Annotated in this window: 12 protein-coding genes, 1 tRNA gene and 1 pseudogene; 1 reads left to right on the top strand and 13 read right to left on the bottom strand. The window is 69.1% G+C overall.

Annotated features, from left to right (window positions below; genetic code table 11):
• Window positions 1–78 precede the first annotated feature (78 nt).
• The 7 genes from Bsp3421_RS18480 to Bsp3421_RS34455 form a co-directional block, all read right to left on the bottom strand.
• Window positions 79–2,190 carry a type VI secretion system Vgr family protein gene (locus tag Bsp3421_RS18480; RefSeq protein WP_274002266.1) on the bottom strand — a complete coding sequence of 704 codons (2,112 nt, stop codon included), beginning with the start codon at window positions 2,188–2,190 and terminating at the stop codon, window positions 79–81.
• Window positions 2,191–2,576: 386 nt separating this feature from the next.
• Window positions 2,577–3,146: a hypothetical protein gene (locus Bsp3421_RS18475; RefSeq protein WP_274002264.1), complete on the bottom strand. Its 570-nt coding sequence runs from the start codon at window positions 3,144–3,146 to the stop codon at window positions 2,577–2,579.
• A 16-nt stretch (window positions 3,147–3,162) separates the two neighbouring features.
• Window positions 3,163–3,555 carry a DUF3592 domain-containing protein gene (locus Bsp3421_RS18470; RefSeq protein ID WP_274002262.1) on the bottom strand — a complete coding sequence of 131 codons (393 nt, stop codon included), beginning with the start codon at window positions 3,553–3,555 and terminating at the stop codon, window positions 3,163–3,165.
• A 614-nt stretch (window positions 3,556–4,169) separates the two neighbouring features.
• A tRNA-OTHER gene (locus Bsp3421_RS18465) sits at window positions 4,170–4,289 on the bottom strand.
• Between the two features lie 175 nt (window positions 4,290–4,464).
• A complete protein-coding gene (locus tag Bsp3421_RS18460; protein WP_274002261.1) occupies window positions 4,465–4,917 on the bottom strand; it encodes a hypothetical protein in 453 nt (150 codons plus the stop codon).
• 64 nt (window positions 4,918–4,981) lie between these two features.
• Entirely contained in the window at window positions 4,982–5,260 is a 279-nt protein-coding gene (locus Bsp3421_RS18455; protein WP_274002260.1) for a hypothetical protein, read from the bottom strand.
• 449 nt (window positions 5,261–5,709) lie between these two features.
• Window positions 5,710–6,006: a DUF1176 domain-containing protein gene (locus Bsp3421_RS34455; protein WP_443111591.1), complete on the bottom strand. Its 297-nt coding sequence runs from the start codon at window positions 6,004–6,006 to the stop codon at window positions 5,710–5,712.
• Between the two features lie 293 nt (window positions 6,007–6,299).
• Here Bsp3421_RS34455 and Bsp3421_RS18450 point away from each other — a divergent pair.
• Window positions 6,300–6,608: pseudogene (locus Bsp3421_RS18450) on the top strand (alpha/beta hydrolase); the annotation flags it as partial.
• A 285-nt stretch (window positions 6,609–6,893) separates the two neighbouring features.
• On the opposite strand, the gene Bsp3421_RS18445 reads toward Bsp3421_RS18450, so the two are convergent.
• Genes Bsp3421_RS18445 through Bsp3421_RS18420 form a run of 6 tightly spaced genes read right to left on the bottom strand, consistent with a single transcriptional unit; the run spans window position 6,894 to window position 19,857 of the window.
• On the bottom strand, window positions 6,894–7,628 hold the full coding sequence (locus Bsp3421_RS18445; protein WP_274002259.1) for a hypothetical protein: 735 nt from the start codon (window positions 7,626–7,628) through the stop codon (window positions 6,894–6,896).
• A 38-nt stretch (window positions 7,629–7,666) separates the two neighbouring features.
• Window positions 7,667–8,779: an asparaginase domain-containing protein gene (locus Bsp3421_RS18440; protein ID WP_274002258.1), complete on the bottom strand. Its 1,113-nt coding sequence runs from the start codon at window positions 8,777–8,779 to the stop codon at window positions 7,667–7,669.
• A complete protein-coding gene (locus Bsp3421_RS18435) occupies window positions 8,776–9,633 on the bottom strand; it encodes a formyl transferase (protein WP_274002257.1) in 858 nt (285 codons plus the stop codon). The genes Bsp3421_RS18440 and Bsp3421_RS18435 overlap by 4 nt, the downstream gene beginning before the upstream one ends.
• Complete coding sequence (locus tag Bsp3421_RS18430; RefSeq protein ID WP_274002255.1) at window positions 9,630–9,845, bottom strand: MbtH family protein; 216 nt, start codon at window positions 9,843–9,845, stop codon at window positions 9,630–9,632. Before Bsp3421_RS18430 ends, Bsp3421_RS18435 begins: the two co-directional genes overlap by 4 nt.
• The gene (locus tag Bsp3421_RS18425; RefSeq protein ID WP_274002254.1) at window positions 9,842–13,105 is read right to left on the bottom strand and encodes an amino acid adenylation domain-containing protein; all 3,264 of its coding nucleotides are present in this window, start codon (window positions 13,103–13,105) and stop codon (window positions 9,842–9,844) included. The genes Bsp3421_RS18430 and Bsp3421_RS18425 overlap by 4 nt, the downstream gene beginning before the upstream one ends.
• Window positions 13,102–19,857 carry a non-ribosomal peptide synthetase gene (locus Bsp3421_RS18420; protein ID WP_274002253.1) on the bottom strand — a complete coding sequence of 2,252 codons (6,756 nt, stop codon included), beginning with the start codon at window positions 19,855–19,857 and terminating at the stop codon, window positions 13,102–13,104. Before Bsp3421_RS18420 ends, Bsp3421_RS18425 begins: the two co-directional genes overlap by 4 nt.
• Between the last annotated feature and the right edge of the window lie 26 nt (window positions 19,858–19,883).

Below are 19,883 nucleotides of genomic sequence, written 5' to 3'. Positions count from 1 at the left end.
CGCAGGTCAAGGCCGACGGATGCGCCGCGCGCGGCGTCGCTCGTGATCGGTTCGTTCGCGACGCCAATCGGCAGCGCATCAGTTGTTGCTGATCGTGTTGCCGTCCAGCTTGACCGATCCGGAACCCTTGATGCTCACATTCGCGCCGCTGATCATGATGTCGCCGTTGCTCGTCATCACGATGCTCGCCTTGCCGGCCTTGATCTCGATGCGATCGCCGACATTGAGCGTATACGTCTTGCCGACCTGGGTGGTCTTCGAAAGCCCGACTTCCTCGCCGCTGGCCAGACCGACCGCCGTGTTCATCGCCCCGGCAACCGTGACGATGTAGGCCCCGCCGATCGTCAACGCCTTCGCCAGCCCGACGGTCTCCGCCGACGCAAGCGCGACCAGCAGGTTCTGAGTCCCGTCGATCGTTTCGCTGCGGTTGCCGCCGACATGGAGCGTCTCGTTGTCGCCGACGGTCTCCGTCCGGTTCGCACCGACCGCAATCGTTTCGTTCTGGCCGACCGCCTCCGTGCGGTCGTTGCCGACCTGAACGGTTTCGTCGTGGTCGATGTTCTTGACGCGATCGTGACCGACCCAATGCGACTCGTCGTGCTCGACCTCGATGCGCTGATCCTTCTCGGCGTGCAGCCACACCTCTTCCGCGCCCTTTTTGTCTTCGAAGCGGATCGCATTCGCGGTGTTGACGCTGCCGGTCTTGGTCGAGCGCGTGAGGATGCCGCTCTGCGTCGCGTTGGCCGGCAACACCCAGGGCGGCATGTTCTGCGCGTTGTAGACGCGCGACGTCACGAGCGGACGGTCCGGATTGCCGTCGAGAAAACTCACGACCACCTCGTCGCCGATACGCGGAATCTGGATCATCCCGAATCCGCTCCCCGCCCAGGGCTGGCTCACCCGCACCCAGCAGGAACTGCCCTGATCGCGCTTGCCGAGGCGATCCCAGTGGAACTGGACCTTCACGCGCCCAAGGCTATCCGTATAGATCTCCTCGCCCTTCGGCCCCACGACGATCGCCGTCTGAGGGCCGACGATCGTCGGGCGGTCGCCCTCGACAGCCGGACGGTACGGGATCTTCTTGCGGATACAAGTAAAGCTGCAGGAGTACGCGGCGCTTCCCTCGCCGGCCTGATAGTTGTTCATGCCGCTGTGCGAGACGGTCAGCAGCAGAAACTGCCGGTCTTCCTGGCTGCCGGCGGCGTGATCGTAATGGTCGTCCAGCTCGAAGTATCGGCATGGCGTCATCCGCCGGCTGGTCGCGGCCCCGACGAACGTCTTGCTATGGGCGGCCAATGCCTGGGTCCGGAAGCGGGCGAGCTCCTCGCCGCGATCGGTGTCGGCAAAACCATGCTCGCCGAGGTAGTCGTAGATCTCGTAGGAAGGCACGTCGCCTTGATTGACTTCCGTGCCGCCCGAAACGAATCGCCGCGCATGCGGAATCTTGTAGTCGAAGGTCTTCAGCCCGACCGTGTCCGACGCAAGCTGACGCTGCGCCTGAAACGACGTGACGACAGCGAGGTCGTCCATCGCCTCGCCCTGGTTGTATTGCAGCGACGGGCTGCGTCCGTCTATCGGCTTCGCGATCACCGAGTTGTCCGCGATGATCAGCTTGTGTCCGTCCTTCGCATGCTCGAAGTAATAGAACAGACCATCCTCCCGCATCAGCCGTTCGACGAAGGCGAGATCGGTTTCCTTGTATTGCGTGCAGTAACTGCGGTTCTTCGTTCCCTTCGATAATTGGAACTCGAAAGACGCGAGCTTGCCGTATTCGCGAAACACGCTCGATATAATCGCCTCGGTATTCTCTTCCTGAAAAATCCGGATATCCTGCCGACGCGAGAGCATCCAGAACCACGGCAGGATCGTCGCGCTGTAGATGGCAAAACCCCCATCCGTATCGAGATGCGAGAACCCCGCGACATAACCGTGAAAATAGCGCGCGTCGGAACTGATCGGCGCATCGGTCAGTTGCAAGGCGATACTCACCGGCTGTCCGATCAGCTTCTTCAGCTCGATCTTCTGATCCTGCGACGCAAGCCGGACGTGAATCTCAAAGTTTCGCGACAACCCTTCCGTGCAATGGAAATCGACAAGCACCAGATCCGAGCGCCCCTTGAGCGGCGTTTGGATCGTAAACAGGCGATTGCTCTGGAGCTGGAAGAAGCTCGCAATTTCTGACATTTGCATAATAGCCTCGGAGTCTCTCGGCGGAGGGGCGGTCTCTCTGTCCGCGCGGCCATTCTAATATGACCGCCTGTCACTTTACTCGACGTTCAACCCCATAAAATTAAGGGGCGGAATATCTTTTAATGCGCGATCGATATTCGTAAATGAATCGCCTGTCGGCCTATTACAAACGTAAAGCCGGAGTGCTGGTACGTCATCCGGCAAGGTTCGCTCGACGCTTTCCCATCATCGCGGCATGGCCCGCCTGCATCGATTCGCCCCGGTCATGGTGCGCTTCTTCCGTCCCCATGCCCGGTCGAACCGCGACACCGGCGTGTCGCGGCGGCGGAAGCCGGCTGGCCCGCCTGCGATGCACGCCCCGCCCGGCACGCGGGCCCCGATCCGGATCAGTGGACGTATCCGGCGAGAATGCCGGCCCCGCCGCCGAACCCCTTGCCGTTTGCATTCAGGCCGGCATTGACGCCCACCATGATCAGGAGCGCCTTCGCGTGTTGCAGCACCCATTCGAACAGCAAGGGATTGATCGTGATCTGGCTGATCGCGAGCGAAAGCAAGGCCGCGTTGATGCCGAGCAACATGACCGACCCGCCGCCGCCCGCGAGGATGATTTCAGCGCTTCCGTCCAGATAAACGGCGCCGCCCTGCAAGTCGGCCCGTTCAAGCTCCGTGCCGGAAAAAGCCGGCGTCATGTAAATCCAGCCGGCGCTGGGCAATGCCTCGGCCGAACCGCTGCCGCTGAGGGCTTTGCCGCTGATCGCGAATGTCGGCAACTTGACCTTCGGAAGCTTGACGCCGAAACCCACGCCAACACCCAGGCCGCCATACCAGAAACGCTGGAACTGCCCAGCGGGATTCTTCAACAGGATCTCGCCGCCCGAGCCCGTGACGAATTCGACGCTCGCGCCGAATGTCGCTCCGGTCTGATATTCCCAATGGCTACGCCGCAACAAAGACATGGATTGATCCCGGAAGTCAGGGCCGAGGGAAGCTGAACACCCCTCCCAACGCCGCGCTCACACCGAAAAAGCCCAGAAAGATCGGGACGGTCCAAATCGCCAGGAATCGATCCAGGGTGGCCGAGGTCCGGGGCGAAGACGCCAGATAGCGCACCTGCACCGCATCCCCCACTTTCATACCCAACACGAGACCGCCTTGCGCATAGGACACATGCTCGCCGGAGGACGTCACGAATGCGATTTCAGGGTGGCTGCCGCCCGCATTCAAAGCCACGACCTGCCCGCTCGCCCGCTCCGCTTCCTTCAGAAACGAACGCGTGTCGACGATCGAATACACCATCCCCGCCAGCAAGGCCAAGCCCAGCAGGCAGAAAAACATCGCTTTGAACGTATCGGCCGACTTCGTCATGTTTGCTCGTTCGCCTCGATCCGACAGCAACAGGTTCAACCGCCAGGGAGCCTGATTCTACCGTCCCGGTTGGTCTATATGCCCCTGATCGGCCCGCTGGAAACACGCTTGCGCTCCGTGACTGCACTGCCCGGGTCGTCCGAATTCCCAAAGCGCCCGGCTATGAGCGGCATGATTCGATCGGTGCGCCTCGGCGAGGCCGACACGGGATCAACGCGGCACGTTGGTGGGAAACCGCCTACCGACGCGCGTCCGGCGGATCACTCACTAACGGGTTCGCGATCGGCCCATGCGACAGGCCGCGTCGCCGGAATATCGGTGCAAAACGTCAATGCCGGAAACTCGCCCCAGCCAATCGGATCACGCGCTTCAGCGCCACCTGTATGGATATGGCAAGCAATGCTTCGGTATGTTGAAAGACAGATTGACGACCCGGGCCTGCTCGATCGTCCCGATGGATACGGTATCGCGTGCGAAACGCCGACAACCAGAATAGCAAATCCATGGCCGATTGCAGTGTGCCGGCCGATCTTCGAGCGCTCCCGCCCAGTTGCGCCCGCCTGGGCGGCGCGACGCGCGGCAGCCGCTTCGGTGCAACGCGCGTGGCAGGCAAATGGTGCGGGGACCGGACTTGAACCGGCAAGCCAGAAGCGGCTCCGCGTCCTCCGTGGGTAATGATTGCGTAGTTAAAGACCGTATTTCAATGTCGCCGCGCCGCCCTTTCGCCCTCCCGCACCGCCCCGCTTTTCAGGCGCTTTCTGAGCCGATGATTTTGTACGACCAGAAGGACGAACACAACGAGCGAAGCTGCCGGGAAAAACCACTCTCCAGAATAATGAAGCATCGCCCACGCGCCGCCAGCAAGCACCACCGCCGCCAGGATGAGGAGCGCTCGATCCGCAAGCCGGCTCATGCTGCCGCCCGAAGTTGTGCGCGGAAAGCGTAGGCGCGCGACGCGTTGCCGGGTTGCAAGACTTCCGGATGCCGCTGAATAGCCTGATAGACGCTCGGCGGCAACGAGATGCCGCGACGCGACGCCCATTGATGCACGCTCGACGCCGCCGCAACCTTGTTGCTGCAATAGAGCGACGCGTTGGTCGCGACGATGAGGCTCCCGACTACAGCGCCCGCATAGAATGCAGCGCCACCGGCAGCGACCACACCAAGCAGCTCAAGTCCGGTTGTCGCGCCGATCAGCTCCGCGACCGTGGCATTGGGGCCGAGGGCCTTGAGCGTGCCCAGAATCGTCGTCAGCGTCCCCGTAGCCGCCTGGACAGAGCCGAACAAGCTGGCAGGCGCCGAGAGTCCCAAGGCGTCCATATTCGATTTGAACGCCTGATAGAAACGCGTGCATTTCGCCATATCGCCTCCAGAGGAATTCGCTCGAATTCTAGCAGGCACGAATTCCGCGACAGTCTGATGGATCTTATCGAATGCTCATTCCAAGGATCGCGTCTTCTTTCGTTCCGCCCTTTTTCGTCGAGACGCGTTCGGCGTACGGCTTCATCGCATCTTCGAGGGTGTGCAGGTCTGCGGGTGGCGTATCGCGCTGCGCTAAAAGCGCCGCTTCTCGGGCAGCGCCGCAGTTCGTCGCCTCGCGCTTGGTGCGCAGCACCTTGGAGACGCGGAGGGACTTCGAACCGTCCTTACCAGCGATATACACCTGGGCGCGAAAGCCTCCATTAACCGGCGTGACTGATGCCATGATGGGGAGTGACGTGGGGAGGAAGTGGGGAATTGAGCCCGCACTTTACGACCCGAACATGGGAAACGTGAAAAGGAATTCAATAAGAAAACCCCTCCAACCCCTTGATTCCACTAGGTTCTACTTCTTTGGGAAATTACGTAGAGGGTGCTTGGTGCCGGGGACCGGACTTGAACCGGCAAGCCTGTTAAGGCGGCGGATTTTCATCACACTGCTTCTTTCGAAGCCGATGCTGCGTGCGCAGCCCGTTCGTGCGCTGGACTATGCCTTCGCCATCTTCCGTTCGGCGCGCGCGATGCGCGCCGCGCCGGATCTTAGGCGCCCCCCGTCTAGTCTCTACACCTTCCTCGGCAACGCCAAGGCTTGGCTCGGCGTTGCCTCGATGCATCGCGCATCAGGGGTTTCACCGAATTTGAAGGGTTCTACACCGGCCGTTTCCAACCGGGCACTCAAACATTTAAGTCCGCTATGTTTACCAATTTCATCACCCCGGCAAGGGCGGACGGCATTCTACCATCGGTCCGGCCCCGCAACCCGCTTTCCCGCTCGCCGCCCGCGCACCGCCGCCACGCGCGCACGCAAAACAAACGCCGGGTCAACGACTCCCGCTTCGTTCGATAGAGCCGGGGCCACGCCGCCACGCCTATACCCGCGCAGGCGCTTTCCAGGCGCTCGCGCTCCCGCACGAACCGCGTCCCGTCGACGTCCCAGTCCGTCTGGTCGCCGCAGTCTCCGATGCCGCGCACGCGATCGAAACTGGACAAGCGCTGCTGCTCCGCCGTCTATCCCGCGCCCGCCCGTTGATTCGCCGGCTGCAACGCATCGTCGCGCCCCGCCCCCTCCGGTTCAACCGGATCGCCGGACAACGGCCCCACGCGGCGCAGCCGATACCCGCGACTGAGATCGTTGTACGCGCCACCTTCTCCGCATCCGATCGACACCCGCGCCTCGCCGGCGGACAGCGCGGCGGCGCGGTTGCCCAAGCGCGCCCGCTTGCGCGCGTCGTCATCGATATCGCCGTCGCAGGCCTTGATCTGCGCGCTCCGCCGCCTCGCTGGACAATCCCGGCCACGTGGCAATCGTGATCCACAATTACCGCTGGCGGCTGGGGCTCGTGCAGGGCGAATCGCGCTTCGGCGCGCTGAAACGGCGGCTCGCGGCCGCGCCGCCGATCACCGTGCCGTCGATCACGCTCGAAGGCGATGCGAACGGCGCGCCCCATCCTGAACCCGCCGTCTATGCGCGCAAGTACGCGCACCGGACGATCTCGGGCGGCATCGGTCACAACCTGCCTCAGGAAGCCCCGCGCGCGTTCGTGGACGCGATCGCCGACGTCGCGCGGCTGTGAGGCCGCAGGACTGCGGGGCCGCGACGGGATGACGGGATGACGGGATGACGGGATGACGGGATGACGGGATGACGGGATGGCGGGATGGCGGGATGGCGGGATGGCGGGATGGCGGGATGGCGGGATGGCGGCGGACAGCATCACACCGTCCCGCGCGCGGTCCTCTCAGGCTCCATGGTTGTCTCGCCGAGGCGCGGCCGGCGGCCCACGCTGCCCGCGCGGCGCGGCGAAACCCGCGCGCCGGACGGCGAACCCTCGCCGCCGAGGCGCGCAGAGGCATCCGGCTCAGATCACCGAGATGCCGGCGGCGGGTACGTACATGAAGCAGTAGAAGCTGTACGACACGACGATGTCGTTGGGATTGCCCTGGATCAGCGGCCCCTGGTTCACCACCCAGTCGGCCGTCGGCGGCCAGCTGATCGGGTTGCCGGCGAAATCGAAGTTCGTGACCTGGTCGCCCCCGTCCTTCTGCGACCACGTATCGAATTTCGACGTCGAGTCGCAGCGCACCCAGTGATAGTCGCCCGGCCAGCCGACCGACGCGTCGCCCGGCGAAATCAGCAGCGCGACGTAGTGGCCGACGCCGCCCTGCGCGCGCGCATGCTGCGCCATGTCCTCGCGGGTCGACGAACCGAGGTTGACGAGCCCGTCGAGTTCCGCGCCCTTGACCACGTCGGGACCGGTGGGCGGCGACGTCAGGAAATAGCCGTGCATCCGTCCCGGCTGCGCGAACGAGTTCGACGCGATGTTCGTCGAGTAGTTGTAGCAGTTGTTGTTCACCTGGAACTTGTAGGACATGAAGCAGCCTTCGCAGTTGGCGGCCGGATCGTAGGCGATCGACGTGCCGACCACGCTGGGCGCGTACTGCGGCACCCGCTTGCCGCCTGGCACGGTCACGTAGTTCGGCGCGATCTGCTGGTTGGACGCCAGCTCCATCCCCGGACTGAGCACCGCATAGCGCGGGTCGTCTTCGTGGATCATCCCGCTCAGCCGGTAACGCGCATAAGGTTTCATCAGCATTTTCTGTCTCCTTCGGGTTGAGTGAATCGGCGGCGGCCTCAGTGGCCCGGCAGCGTCCTCACGGCCGCGCTCTCGGGCGGCGTGATCTCGCCCGCCAGGCTGCGCTGCATCGTCTTGCGGATCTCGGCGGGCGCCATGCCCACGCTGATCAGACTGACGAGCTTGGCGAGCGATGCCTCGGGCACCATGTCGTAGGCGCTGATCGCGCCCGCTTCCGCGAGTCCGGAGCCCGTCTCGTAGGCCCCGATGTTGACCGTGCCCGCGAGCACCTGCGTGTTGTCCATCAGCACGACGCCCGCCTTGTTCGCGGTCGACAGCACCTGCAGGAAGTCTGCGGCCGACGGGCCGTTGCCTTCCCCGAACGCCTCGATCACGACGCCGCGCACGGCGGGCGCGCTCTCGTTGATCATCGCGTTCGCGACCGATGCGCCGATGCCCGGATAGAGCGTCATCACGATCGCCGCGAAATTCCGCAGCGCCTGCGACTGGCTGCTCAGGCGCGTCTTCGCGGCGGCGAGGTTCGCGGGGTTGTCGAGCGACACGCTCCAGTCCGGCGGCGGCAGCAGCAACGCCGTGTTGATCGTGATCTGCGCGGCCACCGTCGCGAGCGGCGGAAAATTGGGCGACGCGAACGCCGCGAACTGATTCGCGTTGACCTTGACCGAGCGGTTGCCGCGCAGCAGCAGTGAATCGAAGTACAGCAGGCTCTCGGGAATGCCCGTCGTGCCGGCGATCACGATCGCGCCGATCAGATTGGTCAGCGCGTCGTTGAGCGTCGTCGCGAGCGGCACCTGCGAGCCCGTGAACACGACGGGCTTCGCGAGCCCCTGCAGCAGGAACGACGTCGCGGCCGCGCTGAACGCCATCGTGTCGGTGCCGTGCAGCACCACGAAGCCGTCGTAGTCGTCGTAGACTTCGGCGAGCGACTGCGCGATGGTGATCCAGTCGGCCGGCGTCATGTTCGAACTGTCGAGCGGCGTGTCGAACCACGCGACCGTGTAGCTCAGGTCGGGATAGCCCGCCACCTCGCCGCCGGCGAGCCCCGGCATCGATTCGATCAGCGCCTGGAACTGCGGCCCCGGCATCGGCGCGAGCGGCGTGCCGATGCAGCCGATCGTGCCGCCGGTGTAAAGCACGTAGACATGGCTCATCGCGATTCTCCTTCGGAACGCAGGAACTCAGAGGGCGCGACGCGCGCGCTCGCGCCCGCGGCCGCGGCCGCGGTCGGAATGCCCAGCGCGCCGCGCTTGCGCCGGAAGAACAGCCGCAGGTCATGGAACACATTGCGGTCGCGATTGCGGTATTGCCGTCCGACCGGCGACTGCGGCGCGCGCGGCAGCGGCACGCCCGCCTCGAGATCCGCGAGCAGTTCGACGAGCCGGTGGATGGCCGCCTTCTCCGCGCGGCAGTACAGCTTCTCGGCGGTGTCGTCCGCGTACAGCGGCGGCGTGATCCGCGTGATGAGGTCGCCCGTGTCGACCCCGGCGTCGACGAAATGAATCGTCGAGCCGATCCGGTCGAACGCGCGGTCGTAGAGCGCGAAGAAGAAGCATTGATTGCCGCGATACCACGGCAGGAAACCGCCGTGGATATTGATCGTCGTGCCCGTCGCGGCCAGCGTGCGGCGCGACAGGATGCTCGTGCAGATCACGACGGTCACGTCGGGCGCGGTCTCCTCCAGCAGCGCGACGACCTCGTCGCGATTGATCCAGTCGACCGTCAGGCTCGGCGGCGTCGGCCATTCGGGCGCGTCGGGCGGCAGCGCGAAATACGCGCGGCGATAGGCATTCAAGCCGACCAGCGTGCGACGCCAGCGGTGATAGCCGAGCGCCGCCCAGTCGATCCAGCGCCTGCGCCGCCACAGCCGCCGGTGCTGGCAATCGGAAGGCTCGACCACCAGCGCGGCGAGCCCGAAGCGGCGATGCAGTTCGGCGGCGAGATAGCGGTGATGCGCGTCGTCCGACGTGAGCAGCGCGATGCGCAGCTGTGTTGGCTGTTCGCTCATGAGGCGTCCCCTCCCAGTACGCGGCGCAGCGACAGCGGCCGCATGTCGGTCCAGACCTCGCGGACGCGCGCGAGGCACGCGTCCCGGTCGCCCTCGAAGCCCGTCTCGCGCCACCCCAGCGGCGGCGTCGCGTGCGCGGCCCACAGCGAATACTGTTCTTCCTCGTTGACCACGACCTGGTAGCGCGTCGTGTCGTCCTCGTCTCGTGTCATCGGCGATCTCCCTGGAAATCGCGCGCGGCCGTCTCGCCGAGCAGCGCGGCAAGTTCGGCCGGCGCGGTGCGCGCCAGCTCGGCGTCGATGATCGCGACGGCCAGCTCGGCGATGGTCGGCGCCTCGAACAGCCGCCGCAGCGGCAGTTCGACGCCGAGCCGCGCGCGGATGCGCGCGGCCACCCGGGTGGCGAGCAACGAATGGCCGCCCAGGTCGAAGAAATTGTCATGCAGGCCGACCGGCTCGACCTTCAGCACCTCGCTCCAGATCGCCGCCAGCGCGATCTCGACGGGGGTGCCGGGCGGCGCGTCCGACGACGCGGCCGCGCGCGGCGGCTCCGGATCCGGCAGCGCCGCGCGGTCGATCTTGCCGCTCGGCGTGAGCGGCATCGCCGTCACGGGCACGAACAGCGCCGGCACCATCGACTCGGGCAGCCGCGTGCGGCAGTGACGCCGCAGCGCAGCCGCGTCGGCCGCGCCGTCCTGGCTGCGCGCGGCGTTCACGTACGCGATCAGGCGACGGCCGCCCGCCGGGTCCGGCCCGTCGACCACCACCGCCTCGCGCACGCCCGGCGCGTCGCGCAGCACGGCCTCCACTTCGCCCGGTTCGACCCGCACGCCACGCACCTTGATCTGCCGGTCGAGCCGGCCGAGGAACACGAGCGCGCCGTCGGCGCGGCGGCGCGCGAGATCCCCGGTGCGGTACATCCGCGCGCCTGGCGTCGGCGAGAACGGATCGGCCACGAAGCGCTCGGCCGTTTGCGCCGGCTGGCCAAGGTAGCCGCGCGCGGGCAGGCAGCCGCCGATGCACAGCTCGCCCGGCAGGCCGTCCGGCACCAGCGCGCCGAGGCGGTCGAGCAGATAGGCCCGCGCGCCCGCGATCGCGCGGCCGATCGGCGGCAGTTCCGGCCAGTCGTCCGGCGCGCCGGCGAGACGCCACTCGGTCGCGACGTGCGTCTCGGTCGGGCCGTACTGGTTGGACAACGCGGCGATGCGATGGCGGCGCACGAAATCCGCGAGCGGCCGCGACACCTGCAACTGCTCGCCCGCCGTGATGATCTCCCGCAACGCCAGCGCCGGGCCCGCCGGGTCGTCCGCCGCCGTCGCGGCCAGCGCCTGGAGCGCGGCCGCCGGCGCGAAGAGCCGTTCGATGCCGTCGGCCGCAAGGCGGCGCAGCAGCGCGGCCGGATCGCGGCGCTCCTCCTCGCTCGCGAGCACGAGCGTCGCGCCCGCGCCCAGCGTCGAGAAGATCTCCTGCGCCGACACGTCGAAGTTCAGCGACGTGAATTGCAGCACGCGCGCCGGCGCGGGCGCGGCGGCGTGCTGCCACGCGATCAGGTTCGCGAGCGGCCCGTGCGGCATCGCGACGCCTTTCGGCCGCCCCGTCGAGCCCGACGTATAGAGCAGATAGGCGAGGCTGTCGCGCCGGGCGGCCGGCAGCGCCTCGCGCGCCGCCGGGGCGTCCGCGTCCACCGGCACGCAGGCGGGCCCGGCGAATGCGGGCGCCGCGCCCGCCGTGACCACGAGCCCGAGCCGCGCGTCCGCGCAGATCGCCGCGAGCCGCTGCTCGGGATAGACCGGATCGAGCGGCACGTAGCACGCGCCCGCCTGCAGCACCGCGAGCACCGCCACCACCTGCTCGATGGAACGGTCGATATAAATACCCACCGGCGCGTCCGGTCCGGCGCCGCGCGCCGCGAGCGCGTGCGCGAGCCGCTCGGCGCGGTGCGCCAGCTCGCCGTACGTCAGCGCGCGCTCACCCTGCCGAAGCGCGATCGCGTCCGGCGTCGCCGCCGCCCGGGCCGCGACGCGTTCATGGACGAGCGGCGGCGTCGCCTCGGCCGGCCACGGCGACGCGGCAGCGGCCAGCGCGGCGGCGTGCTCGGCGGCGTCCATCAGCGGCAGCGCGCCCATCGGCTGGTCGGGCGACGCGAGCGCCGCGCCGAGCAGCGTCGTGAAGTGGCGCGCGAGCCGTTCGATCGTCGGCGCGTCGAACAGGTCGGTCGCGTATTCGACGATGCCCCGCAAGCGGCCGCCGACTTCGATCATCGACACATGCAGATCGAACTTGGCGGTTCCGATGCCGATCTCGCGGTAGTCGTGCCCGTCGTCCTCGGCCGGACGGCCGCGATCGTCGAACGCGTTCAGGACGAACATCACCTGGAACAGCGGGTTGTGATTCAGCGCGCGCTGCGGCCGAAGCGCCTCGACGAGCCGTTCGAACGGCAAGTCCTGGTGCGCATGCGCGGCGAGCGTCGTCTCGCGCACCGCGCCCACCAGCGCGCGGAATCCGCGCGTGTCGTCGACGCGGCTGCGCAACACGAGCGTGTTCGCGAAGAAACCGATCAAGCCTTCCAGTTCCACGCGGGTCCGGTTCGCGATCGGCGTGCCGACCACCACGTCGGACTGTCCGCTGCAGCGCGCGAGCAAGAGCTTGAACACGGCCAGCAACACCATGAACGGCGTCGCGCCTTCGCGCTGCGCGAACGCGCGCACCGCACGCGTCGTCGCCGCGTCGAGCGAGAAGTTGTGCAGCGCGCCCCGATAGCTCGGCGCCGCCGGGCGCGGCCGGTCGAACGGCAGATCGAGCGGCGCGGCCGGCGCGCCGTCGAGCTGGCCGCGCCAGAACGCGAGCTGGCGCTCGAGCGCGTCGCCGTCGAGCCAGTCGCGCTGCCACACCGCGAAGTCCGCGTACTGGATCGGCAGCGGCGCGAGCGTCGCGGGCCGGCCGTCGGCGAATCCCGCGTACAGCGTGCTGAATTCTCGATACAACACGCGCATCGACCATCCGTCGGCGATGATGTGATGGATCGTCAGCACCAGCAGGTGCTCGTCGGGCGCAACCCGGATCACGCGCAGTCGCAACAGCGGCGCCGCGTCCAGATCGAACGGCCGCGCCGCCTCGTCGACCGCGCACCGCTGCGCGGCCGCCGCGCGTTCGGCCTCGGGCAGCGCGCTCAGGTCGGTGAGCGCGAGCGGCAGCGTCACCGTCGACGCGACGACTTGTACCGGATGGCCGTCCTCGACGTCGAAATGCGTGCGCAGCGTCTCGTGCCGCGCGATCAACGCGTCGAGCGCGCGCTCCAGCGCGCCCCACGCGAGCGCGCCGCGCCACGGCACGATGTCGTACATGTTGTAGATCGCCTGGCCCGGCTGAAGCTGCTCGAGAAACCACAGCCGCTCCTGCGCGAAGGACGCCGGAAACACGTACACGTCCTGTTCAGTGGTCTCCGGCGGCGTGGCGACGTCGAGCGGGCTCATTGCGCGTCACCGCGCGCGGAGCCGCCGCGTCGCGCCCGATAGGCCGCGCGCGGCACGCTGACCAGCTCGGGAACCGACGACGCCGGCGCGCCGTTCGCGCGCAGCTCGTCGACCGCGCGCGCGAGATCGACGACGGTCGGCATCTCGAAGATCGTCCGCAACGACACCTCCGCGCCGAGTTCGTCGCGCAGCCGCGAGATCACCTGGGTCGCCAGCAGCGAATGGCCGCCGATGTCGAAGAAATGATCCGTGCGCGCGATCCGTTCGATGCCGAGAATCCGGCTCCAGATGGCGGCGACCGCCCGCTCCGTGTCGCTCTGCGGCGGCTCGCCCGGCGCGCCGCCGGCCGGCCGTTCGCCGGGCGCGGGCAGCGCCGCGCGATCGAGCTTGCCGTTCGCGGTCAGCGGAATCGCGTCGACCGCGACGAAATGCGCGGGCACCATGTAGTCGGGCAACAGCCGCTTGCAATGACGGCGCAGCGTGTCGTCGTCAGGCGGCGCGGCCGCGTCGGCAGCCACCACGTAGGCAACCAGCTGCCGGTCGTCCGGACCGCCCCGGCACACCGTCACCGTCGTCCGCACCGCCGGATGCTCGCGCAGCGCCGCGTCCACTTCGCTCGGCTCGATCCGGTAGCCGCGGATCTTGACCTGTCCGTCGGCGCGGCCGAGGAATTCGAGCGTGCCGTCCGCGCGCAGCCGCGCGAGATCGCCCGTGCGATACAGCCGCCCGCCCGGCGCGCCGCCGAACGGATCAGGCACGAAGCGCTCGGCCGTCAGGTCGGGGCGGCCGACATAGCCGCGCGCGACGCACGCCCCGCCGATCAGGATTTCGCCGATCGTGCCCGTCGGCGCGAGCCGGCCGGCCGCGTCGACGACGTACAGCGTCGCGTGCGGCAGCGCCGGCGCGAGCGACAGCGGCGCGCCTTCGGGCGGCGGCGCGGTCAGCGTCTGGATCGAGCAGAACACCGTGGTCTCGGTCGGACCATAGGTGTGCTTGAACACCGGAATCCGCGACGCCTGCATCACCGCGCGCACCTTCGCCGCATCGACCTGGTCGCCGCCGACGAGCAGCAGGCGCGCGCCGAGATAGGCGTCGGGGCGATGCGCGGCCGTCTGGTTGAACAGCGTGGCCGTCTGGTACAGCACGCTAACGCGGCGCTCGGCCAGCGTCGCCGCGAGCTGGTCGGGCACCAGCAGCGCGTCGCGTTCGATGCCGACGAGGCACGCGCCCGCGCTCAGCGCGCCCCAGCATTCGAACGCCATCACGTCGAACGCGGGGCTCGAACTCTGCGCGACACGATCCTCGGGCGCGATGCGCGCCGAGTGCATCGCGTCGAGCAGCCACGACAATTGACGGTGCTCGATCATCACGCCCTTCGGCTTGCCGGTCGAACCGGACGTGAAGATGATCTGCGCGAGCCCGGCGGGCGCGTTGCGCGTCTTGAGCGACTGCGCGGAACGCGCCGCGATCGCCCCGGCCTGCGCGTCCAGGTCGAGCTGCGCCATGCCGTCCGGCAGCGGCGCCTCGACGCCGCCCGCCGTAAGCACGAGCTCCACGCCCGCGTCGGCGAGCATCGAGGCGAGCCGCTCGGGCGGATTGCGCGTGTCGAGCGTGACGAACGCGCCGCCCACCTTCCACACCGCGAGCATCGCGACGACGAGCGCCGCCGAGCGATCGAGCCACAGCCCGATGCGCGCGTCGGTGCCGATGCCCCGCGCGCGCAAGAGCCGCGCCAGCCGGTTCGCGCGCGCGTCGAGTTCGCCATAGCTGAGCGTCGCGTCCGCGAACGCCAGCGCGGGCGCGCCGGGCGCGCTCGCCGCCTGGCGCGCGACGCGCACGTCGAGCGTCAGTCCCGGCTCGAACGCCTCGGCCGGCTCGGCGAGGCCCGTCAGCAAGTGCGCGCGCTCGTCCGCGCCGATCAGCTCCAGCGCCGCGACGCTCGCATCGGGCTCGGCGACGATCGCGCGCAGCAGGTTGACCAGATGGTCCGCCATCGTCGCCACGGTCGCCGGATCGAACAGATCGCTCGCGTATTCGATCGCACCCGACAGCGCGCCGCCCGTCTCGGCGAACGCCACGGTCAGGTCGAACTTCGAGGTGCCGCCCAGCGCCTCGGGCGGCGGCGCGTCGGCCGGCGCGGCCGGCTCGCTCGACGTGCCGGCGGCCGCCTGGAACAGCAGCATCACCTGGAACAGCGGGTTGTGGCCGAGCGTGCGCTCGGGCTGCAGCGCCTCGACCAGCCGCTCGAACGGCAGATCCTGATGTGCGTACGCGGCGAGCGTGGTCTCCCGCACGTTCGCGAGCAGCGCGCGGAACGACGCATCGTCATCGATCCGCGTGCGCAGCACCAGCGTATTCACGAAGAAGCCGATCAAGTCCTCGAATTCGGCGCGCGTGCGATTCGCGATCGGCGTGCCCACGACGACGTCGCGCTGACCGCTGCAACGGCTCAGGAACAGCTTCACGGCGGCCGCGACCGCCATGAACAGCGTCGCGCCCTCTTCCTGCGCGAGCGCGCGCAGCGCCGCCGTCGTTGCACGGTCGATCGCGAACGACAGCAGTCCGCCGCGATATCGCTGCACCGCCGGCCGCGGCCGGTCCGTCGGCAGCGCCAGCACCGCCGGCGCGCCCGCCAACTGCCCGCGCCAATAGTCCAGCTGCGCCGCGAGCGTGTCGCCTTGCAGCCAATCCCGCTGCCATGCCGCGAACGCCGCGTACTGGATCGACAGCGGCCGCAGCGGCGACGGACGGCCCGCGTCGAACGCCTCGTACAGCGCGCCCAGCTCGCGGTACAGCACGCCCATCGACCAGCCGTCCGACACGATGTGATGCAGCGTCAGCAGGACCAGATGATCCGCCTCGCCCAACTGCACCAGCCGCGCCCGCATCAGCGGCGCCTCACCCAGATTGAACGGCCGCCCCGCCTCCTCCGCCGCGATCGCCTGCGCCGCCGCCGTCCGTTCGCCCTCCGGCAGCCCTTGCAGATCGTCCACGACGAACGGCACCGACGCGGCGCCCGCGATCCGCTGCACCGGCTTGCCTTCCCGCGCGTCGAAGCGCGTGCGCAGCGTCTCGTGACGCCGCACGATCTCGTTCAACGCGCGCTCCAGCACCGTCGCCCTCAGCGGCGCGCGGATCCGCAGCGCGAACGGCACGTTGTACAGCGGGCTCCCCGGATGCAACTGATCGAAGAACCACAGCCGCTCCTGCGCGAACGACAGCGGCGCGACGCGCGACTCGGCGGCCGCGCGCGCGGGCCCCGACAACAGTCTCGCGAGCAGCGCGCGCTTGTCCACCGGCGTCAGGTCGTCGAGCGAAGCCGTTGCGCCATCCGCCGGCTGGCGGCGCAGCGCCGCGTCGATCGCGGCGTCGACCGCGTCCGCGCCGTCGGGCGTCGCCAGCGCGCACAACAGATCATTGAGCACGACGTCGGCCAGTTCGGCTGGCGCGCGCGGGACCGGTGCGCCCGGAACCTCCGCCGCCCCGGCGCGCGGCGCGCCGCCCGCGGGCGCGCGCTCGACGAGCGCCGCGAGACCCGCGACGGTCGGCGTCTCGAAGATCGTGCGCAGCGGCACCTCGAGCCCGAAGCGCTCGCGCAGGCGCGACACGAGCTGCGTCGCCAGCAGCGAATGCCCGCCGATCTCGAAGAAGTTGCGATGAATGCCGACCTGGTCGGTCTCCAGCAGCCCGGACCAGATCTCCGCGACGGCCGCCTCGGCCTCGCTGCGCGGCCGCGCATCGGCGGGGGTCTGCTCGGGCTGAACCGGCGCGGCCGCGAGCGCCGCGCGATCGATCTTGCCGTTCGGCGTCAGCGGCAGCGCCGCATGGAGGTACAGCGCCGACGGCACCATGTAGCCGGGCAGATGCTCCTGCGCATGACGCCGCACCGCGTCCACGTCGAGCGACGCGCCGGCCGGCGCGAGATGCGCATCGAGCCGCCGCGCCGCGCCCTCGCCGCGCGCGACGACCGCGACGCCGCCGACGCCCGGCGCGGCGCTCAGCACCGCCTCGATCTCGCCGGGCTCGATGCGGAAGCCGCGGATCTTGACCTGCTCGTCGGTCCGCCCGAGAAAATCGAGCATGCCGTCCGCGCGCAGGCGCACGAGATCGCCGGATCGGTACAGACGCGCGCCCGGTTCGCCTGAGAACGGATCGGGCACGAAACGCGCGGCGGTCAGATCGGGCCGCCCGAGGTAGCCGCGCGCCAGTCCGTCACCGCCGATGTACAGCTCGCCGGCGACGCCCGGCGGCGTCGGTTCGCCATGCGGGTCGAGCACGTAGAGCCGGGTGTTGATGCACGGCCGGCCGATCGGCACCCGGCCGGTGGCCGGATCGTAGCCGCCCGTCGCCGCCCAGATCGCGGTCTCGCTCGGCCCGTAGCCGTTGATGAAGCGCCGTCCGGCGGCCCAGCGCACCGCGACGGCGGGCTCGACAGCCTCGCCCACCATCATGAGCAACGCCAGGTCGGGCAGCCCGGCGTCGGGCGTGATCGCGCACGCCGCCGGCGGCAACACGGCGGCCGTGATGCGTTGCGCGCGCAGCAGCGCGGCGAGCGGCGCGCCGGGGGCGCGTGCGTCGGCCGGCGCGAAATGCAGGCAGGCGCCCGCCGTCCACGCGAGCAGCATTTCGAAGATCGACGCGTCGAAGCCGATCGCGGCGAAATGCAGCACCCGATCGGCCGGCGTGAGCCGAAACAGCGCGCGCTGGCCGAACGCGACGCGCGCGAGCCCCTGGTGCGTCACGGCAACGCCCTTCGGCTCGCCGGTCGAGCCGGACGTGAAGATCACGTACGCGCACTGCGCCGGCGCGAGCCGCGGCCGGTAGACGAACGGCGCGCTCGTGAACGCCGCCTGCGCGACGTCGACGAGCGTGATGTCTCCGGGCACCCAGTCGTGCCCGTCGCCCGGATCGCCGAGCACGACGCGCAGCGACGCTTCCCGCGCGATGTGCGCGAGCCGCCGGCACGGCAACGCGGGGTCGAGCGGCACGTACGCCGCGCCCGCCTGCAGGACGCCGAGGAACGCGACCGCGAGCGCCGCGGACGGACGCAGACAGACGCCGACCCGGTCCTCCGCGCCGATGCCGCGCGCGACCAACGCCGCGGCGACGCCCTGCGCGCGCCGCATCAGTTCGCGATAGCTGAGCCGACCGTCGGGCGCCTCGACCGCCGGGCGCTCCGGGAGCGTCCCGGCCAGGTACGCGATCAGATCGGGCGCCGACAGGTCGGGATCATAGGGATGACGCGGGCCGTTCCAGTCGTACAGCAGCGCGTGCCGCTGCGCCGGCGACAGCAACGGCAGCCGTCGGACCGCCAGATCCGGCTGCCGCACGAGCGCCGCCAGCAGGATCTGCAATTGGCCGGCCAGCCCGGCGACGGTCGCATCGTCGAACAGGTCGCGGCTGAACTCGAACACGCCGCCGAGCCCCGCGCCCTGGTCCGTGATCGCGAGCGACAGATCGAAGCGCGCCATCCCGTTGCGCGGCACCGCCGGTTCGACGGGCTGCGCGGACGCCGTTCCCGAGCCGGCGCGCGTTTCGCCGTCGGTCTGCAACGCGAACAGCACCTGGAACAGCGGGTTGTACGCGAGACTGCGCTCGGGCTGCAATTCCTCGACCAGCCGCTCGAACGGCAGATCCTGATGCGCGTACGCGGCGAGCGTGGTTTCCCGCACATCTGCGAGCAGCGCGCGGAACGACGCGTTCCCGTCGATTCGCGTGCGCAACACCAGCGTGTTCACGAAGAAGCCGATCAGGTCCTCCGTTTCCTCGCGCGTGCGGTTCGCGATCGGCGTGCCGGTCACGATGTCCGGCTGGCCGCTGATCCGCGCGAGCAGGAGCGCGAACGCGCCGAGCAGCACCATGAACAGCGTGGCCCCCTCGGCCTGCGCGAGCGCGCGCAGCGCGGCCGTCGTCTCGCGGTCGATCACGAACGGCAGCAGCCCGCCGCGATAGCGCTGCACCGCGGGGCGCGGCCGGTCCGTCGGCAGCGCGAGCACCGCCGGCGCGCCCGCCAGCTGCCCGCGCCAGTAGTCCAGTTGCGCCGCGAGCGTCTCGCCCTGCAGCCAGTCCCGCTGCCACACCGCGAAATCCGCGTACTGGATCGACGGCGGCCGCAGCGGCGACGGCAGGCCCGCATCGAACGCCGTGTACAGCGCGCCCAACTCACGGTGCAGCACGTGCATCGACCAGCCGTCCGACACGATGTGATGAAGCGTCAGCAGAATCAGATGGTCTGCCTCGCCCAGCCGCACCAGGCGCGCCCGCACGAGCGGCGCGCGGCCGAGATCGAACGGCCGCTCCGCCTCCTGCGCCGCGATCGCTTGCGCCGCCGCCTCCCGCTCGCCGGCCGGCAGCCCGCGCAGATCACTCACCGCGACCGGCGCGGACGCCGCTTCCACGATACGCTGCACGGGTTTGCCGCCATGCGCCTCGAAGCGCGTGCGCAGCGTCTCGTGACGTCGCACGATCTCGTTCAGCGTCTGCTCCAGCACGGCCACCCGCACCGCCGAGTGGACCCGCAGCGCGAACGGCACGTTGTACAGCGCGCTGCCCGGATGCAATTGATCGAAGAACCACAGCCGCTCCTGCGCGAACGACAGCGGCGCGGCATCCGTCCCGCCGCGGCGGGGAATCGCGCCCCGCGCTTCGCCGCCTCGCTCCATCAACCGCTGTTCCAGCGCCTGGCGTTGTTCACTCGTGAGCGTCGCCGGCCGCGCGCCGCCCGCCGCAAAGACATCCTGGAGATCCGTCATCGTCGAGTCACCGCTCCGGCGAAACG

The sequence above is a fragment of the Burkholderia sp. FERM BP-3421 genome, assembly GCF_028657905.1.
Lineage (GTDB): Bacteria > Pseudomonadota > Gammaproteobacteria > Burkholderiales > Burkholderiaceae > Burkholderia.
The sequence above is the reverse complement of the archived record's forward strand: the minus strand, read 5'-3'. Positions and strand labels throughout refer to the sequence as shown.

What these genes read in the sequence shown, in the direction of transcription:
- Bsp3421_RS18480 (WP_274002266.1), bottom strand. Translation starts at nt 2,190, where the DNA reads ATGCAAATGTCAGAAATTGCGAGCTTCTTCCAGCTCCAGAGCAATCGC.
- Bsp3421_RS18475 (WP_274002264.1), bottom strand. Translation starts at nt 3,146, where the DNA reads ATGTCTTTGTTGCGGCGTAGCCATTGGGAATATCAGACCGGAGCGACA.
- Bsp3421_RS18470 (WP_274002262.1), bottom strand. Translation starts at nt 3,555, where the DNA reads ATGACGAAGTCGGCCGATACGTTCAAAGCGATGTTTTTCTGCCTGCTG.
- Bsp3421_RS18460 (WP_274002261.1), bottom strand. Translation starts at nt 4,917, where the DNA reads ATGGCGAAATGCACGCGTTTCTATCAGGCGTTCAAATCGAATATGGAC.
- Bsp3421_RS18455 (WP_274002260.1), bottom strand. Translation starts at nt 5,260, where the DNA reads ATGGCATCAGTCACGCCGGTTAATGGAGGCTTTCGCGCCCAGGTGTAT.
- Bsp3421_RS18445 (WP_274002259.1), bottom strand. Translation starts at nt 7,628, where the DNA reads ATGCTGATGAAACCTTATGCGCGTTACCGGCTGAGCGGGATGATCCAC.
- Bsp3421_RS18440 (WP_274002258.1), bottom strand. Translation starts at nt 8,779, where the DNA reads ATGAGCCATGTCTACGTGCTTTACACCGGCGGCACGATCGGCTGCATC.
- Bsp3421_RS18435 (WP_274002257.1), bottom strand. Translation starts at nt 9,633, where the DNA reads ATGAGCGAACAGCCAACACAGCTGCGCATCGCGCTGCTCACGTCGGAC.
- Bsp3421_RS18430 (WP_274002255.1), bottom strand. Translation starts at nt 9,845, where the DNA reads ATGACACGAGACGAGGACGACACGACGCGCTACCAGGTCGTGGTCAAC.
- Bsp3421_RS18425 (WP_274002254.1), bottom strand. Translation starts at nt 13,105, where the DNA reads ATGAGCCCGCTCGACGTCGCCACGCCGCCGGAGACCACTGAACAGGAC.
- Bsp3421_RS18420 (WP_274002253.1), bottom strand. Translation starts at nt 19,857, where the DNA reads ATGACGGATCTCCAGGATGTCTTTGCGGCGGGCGGCGCGCGGCCGGCG.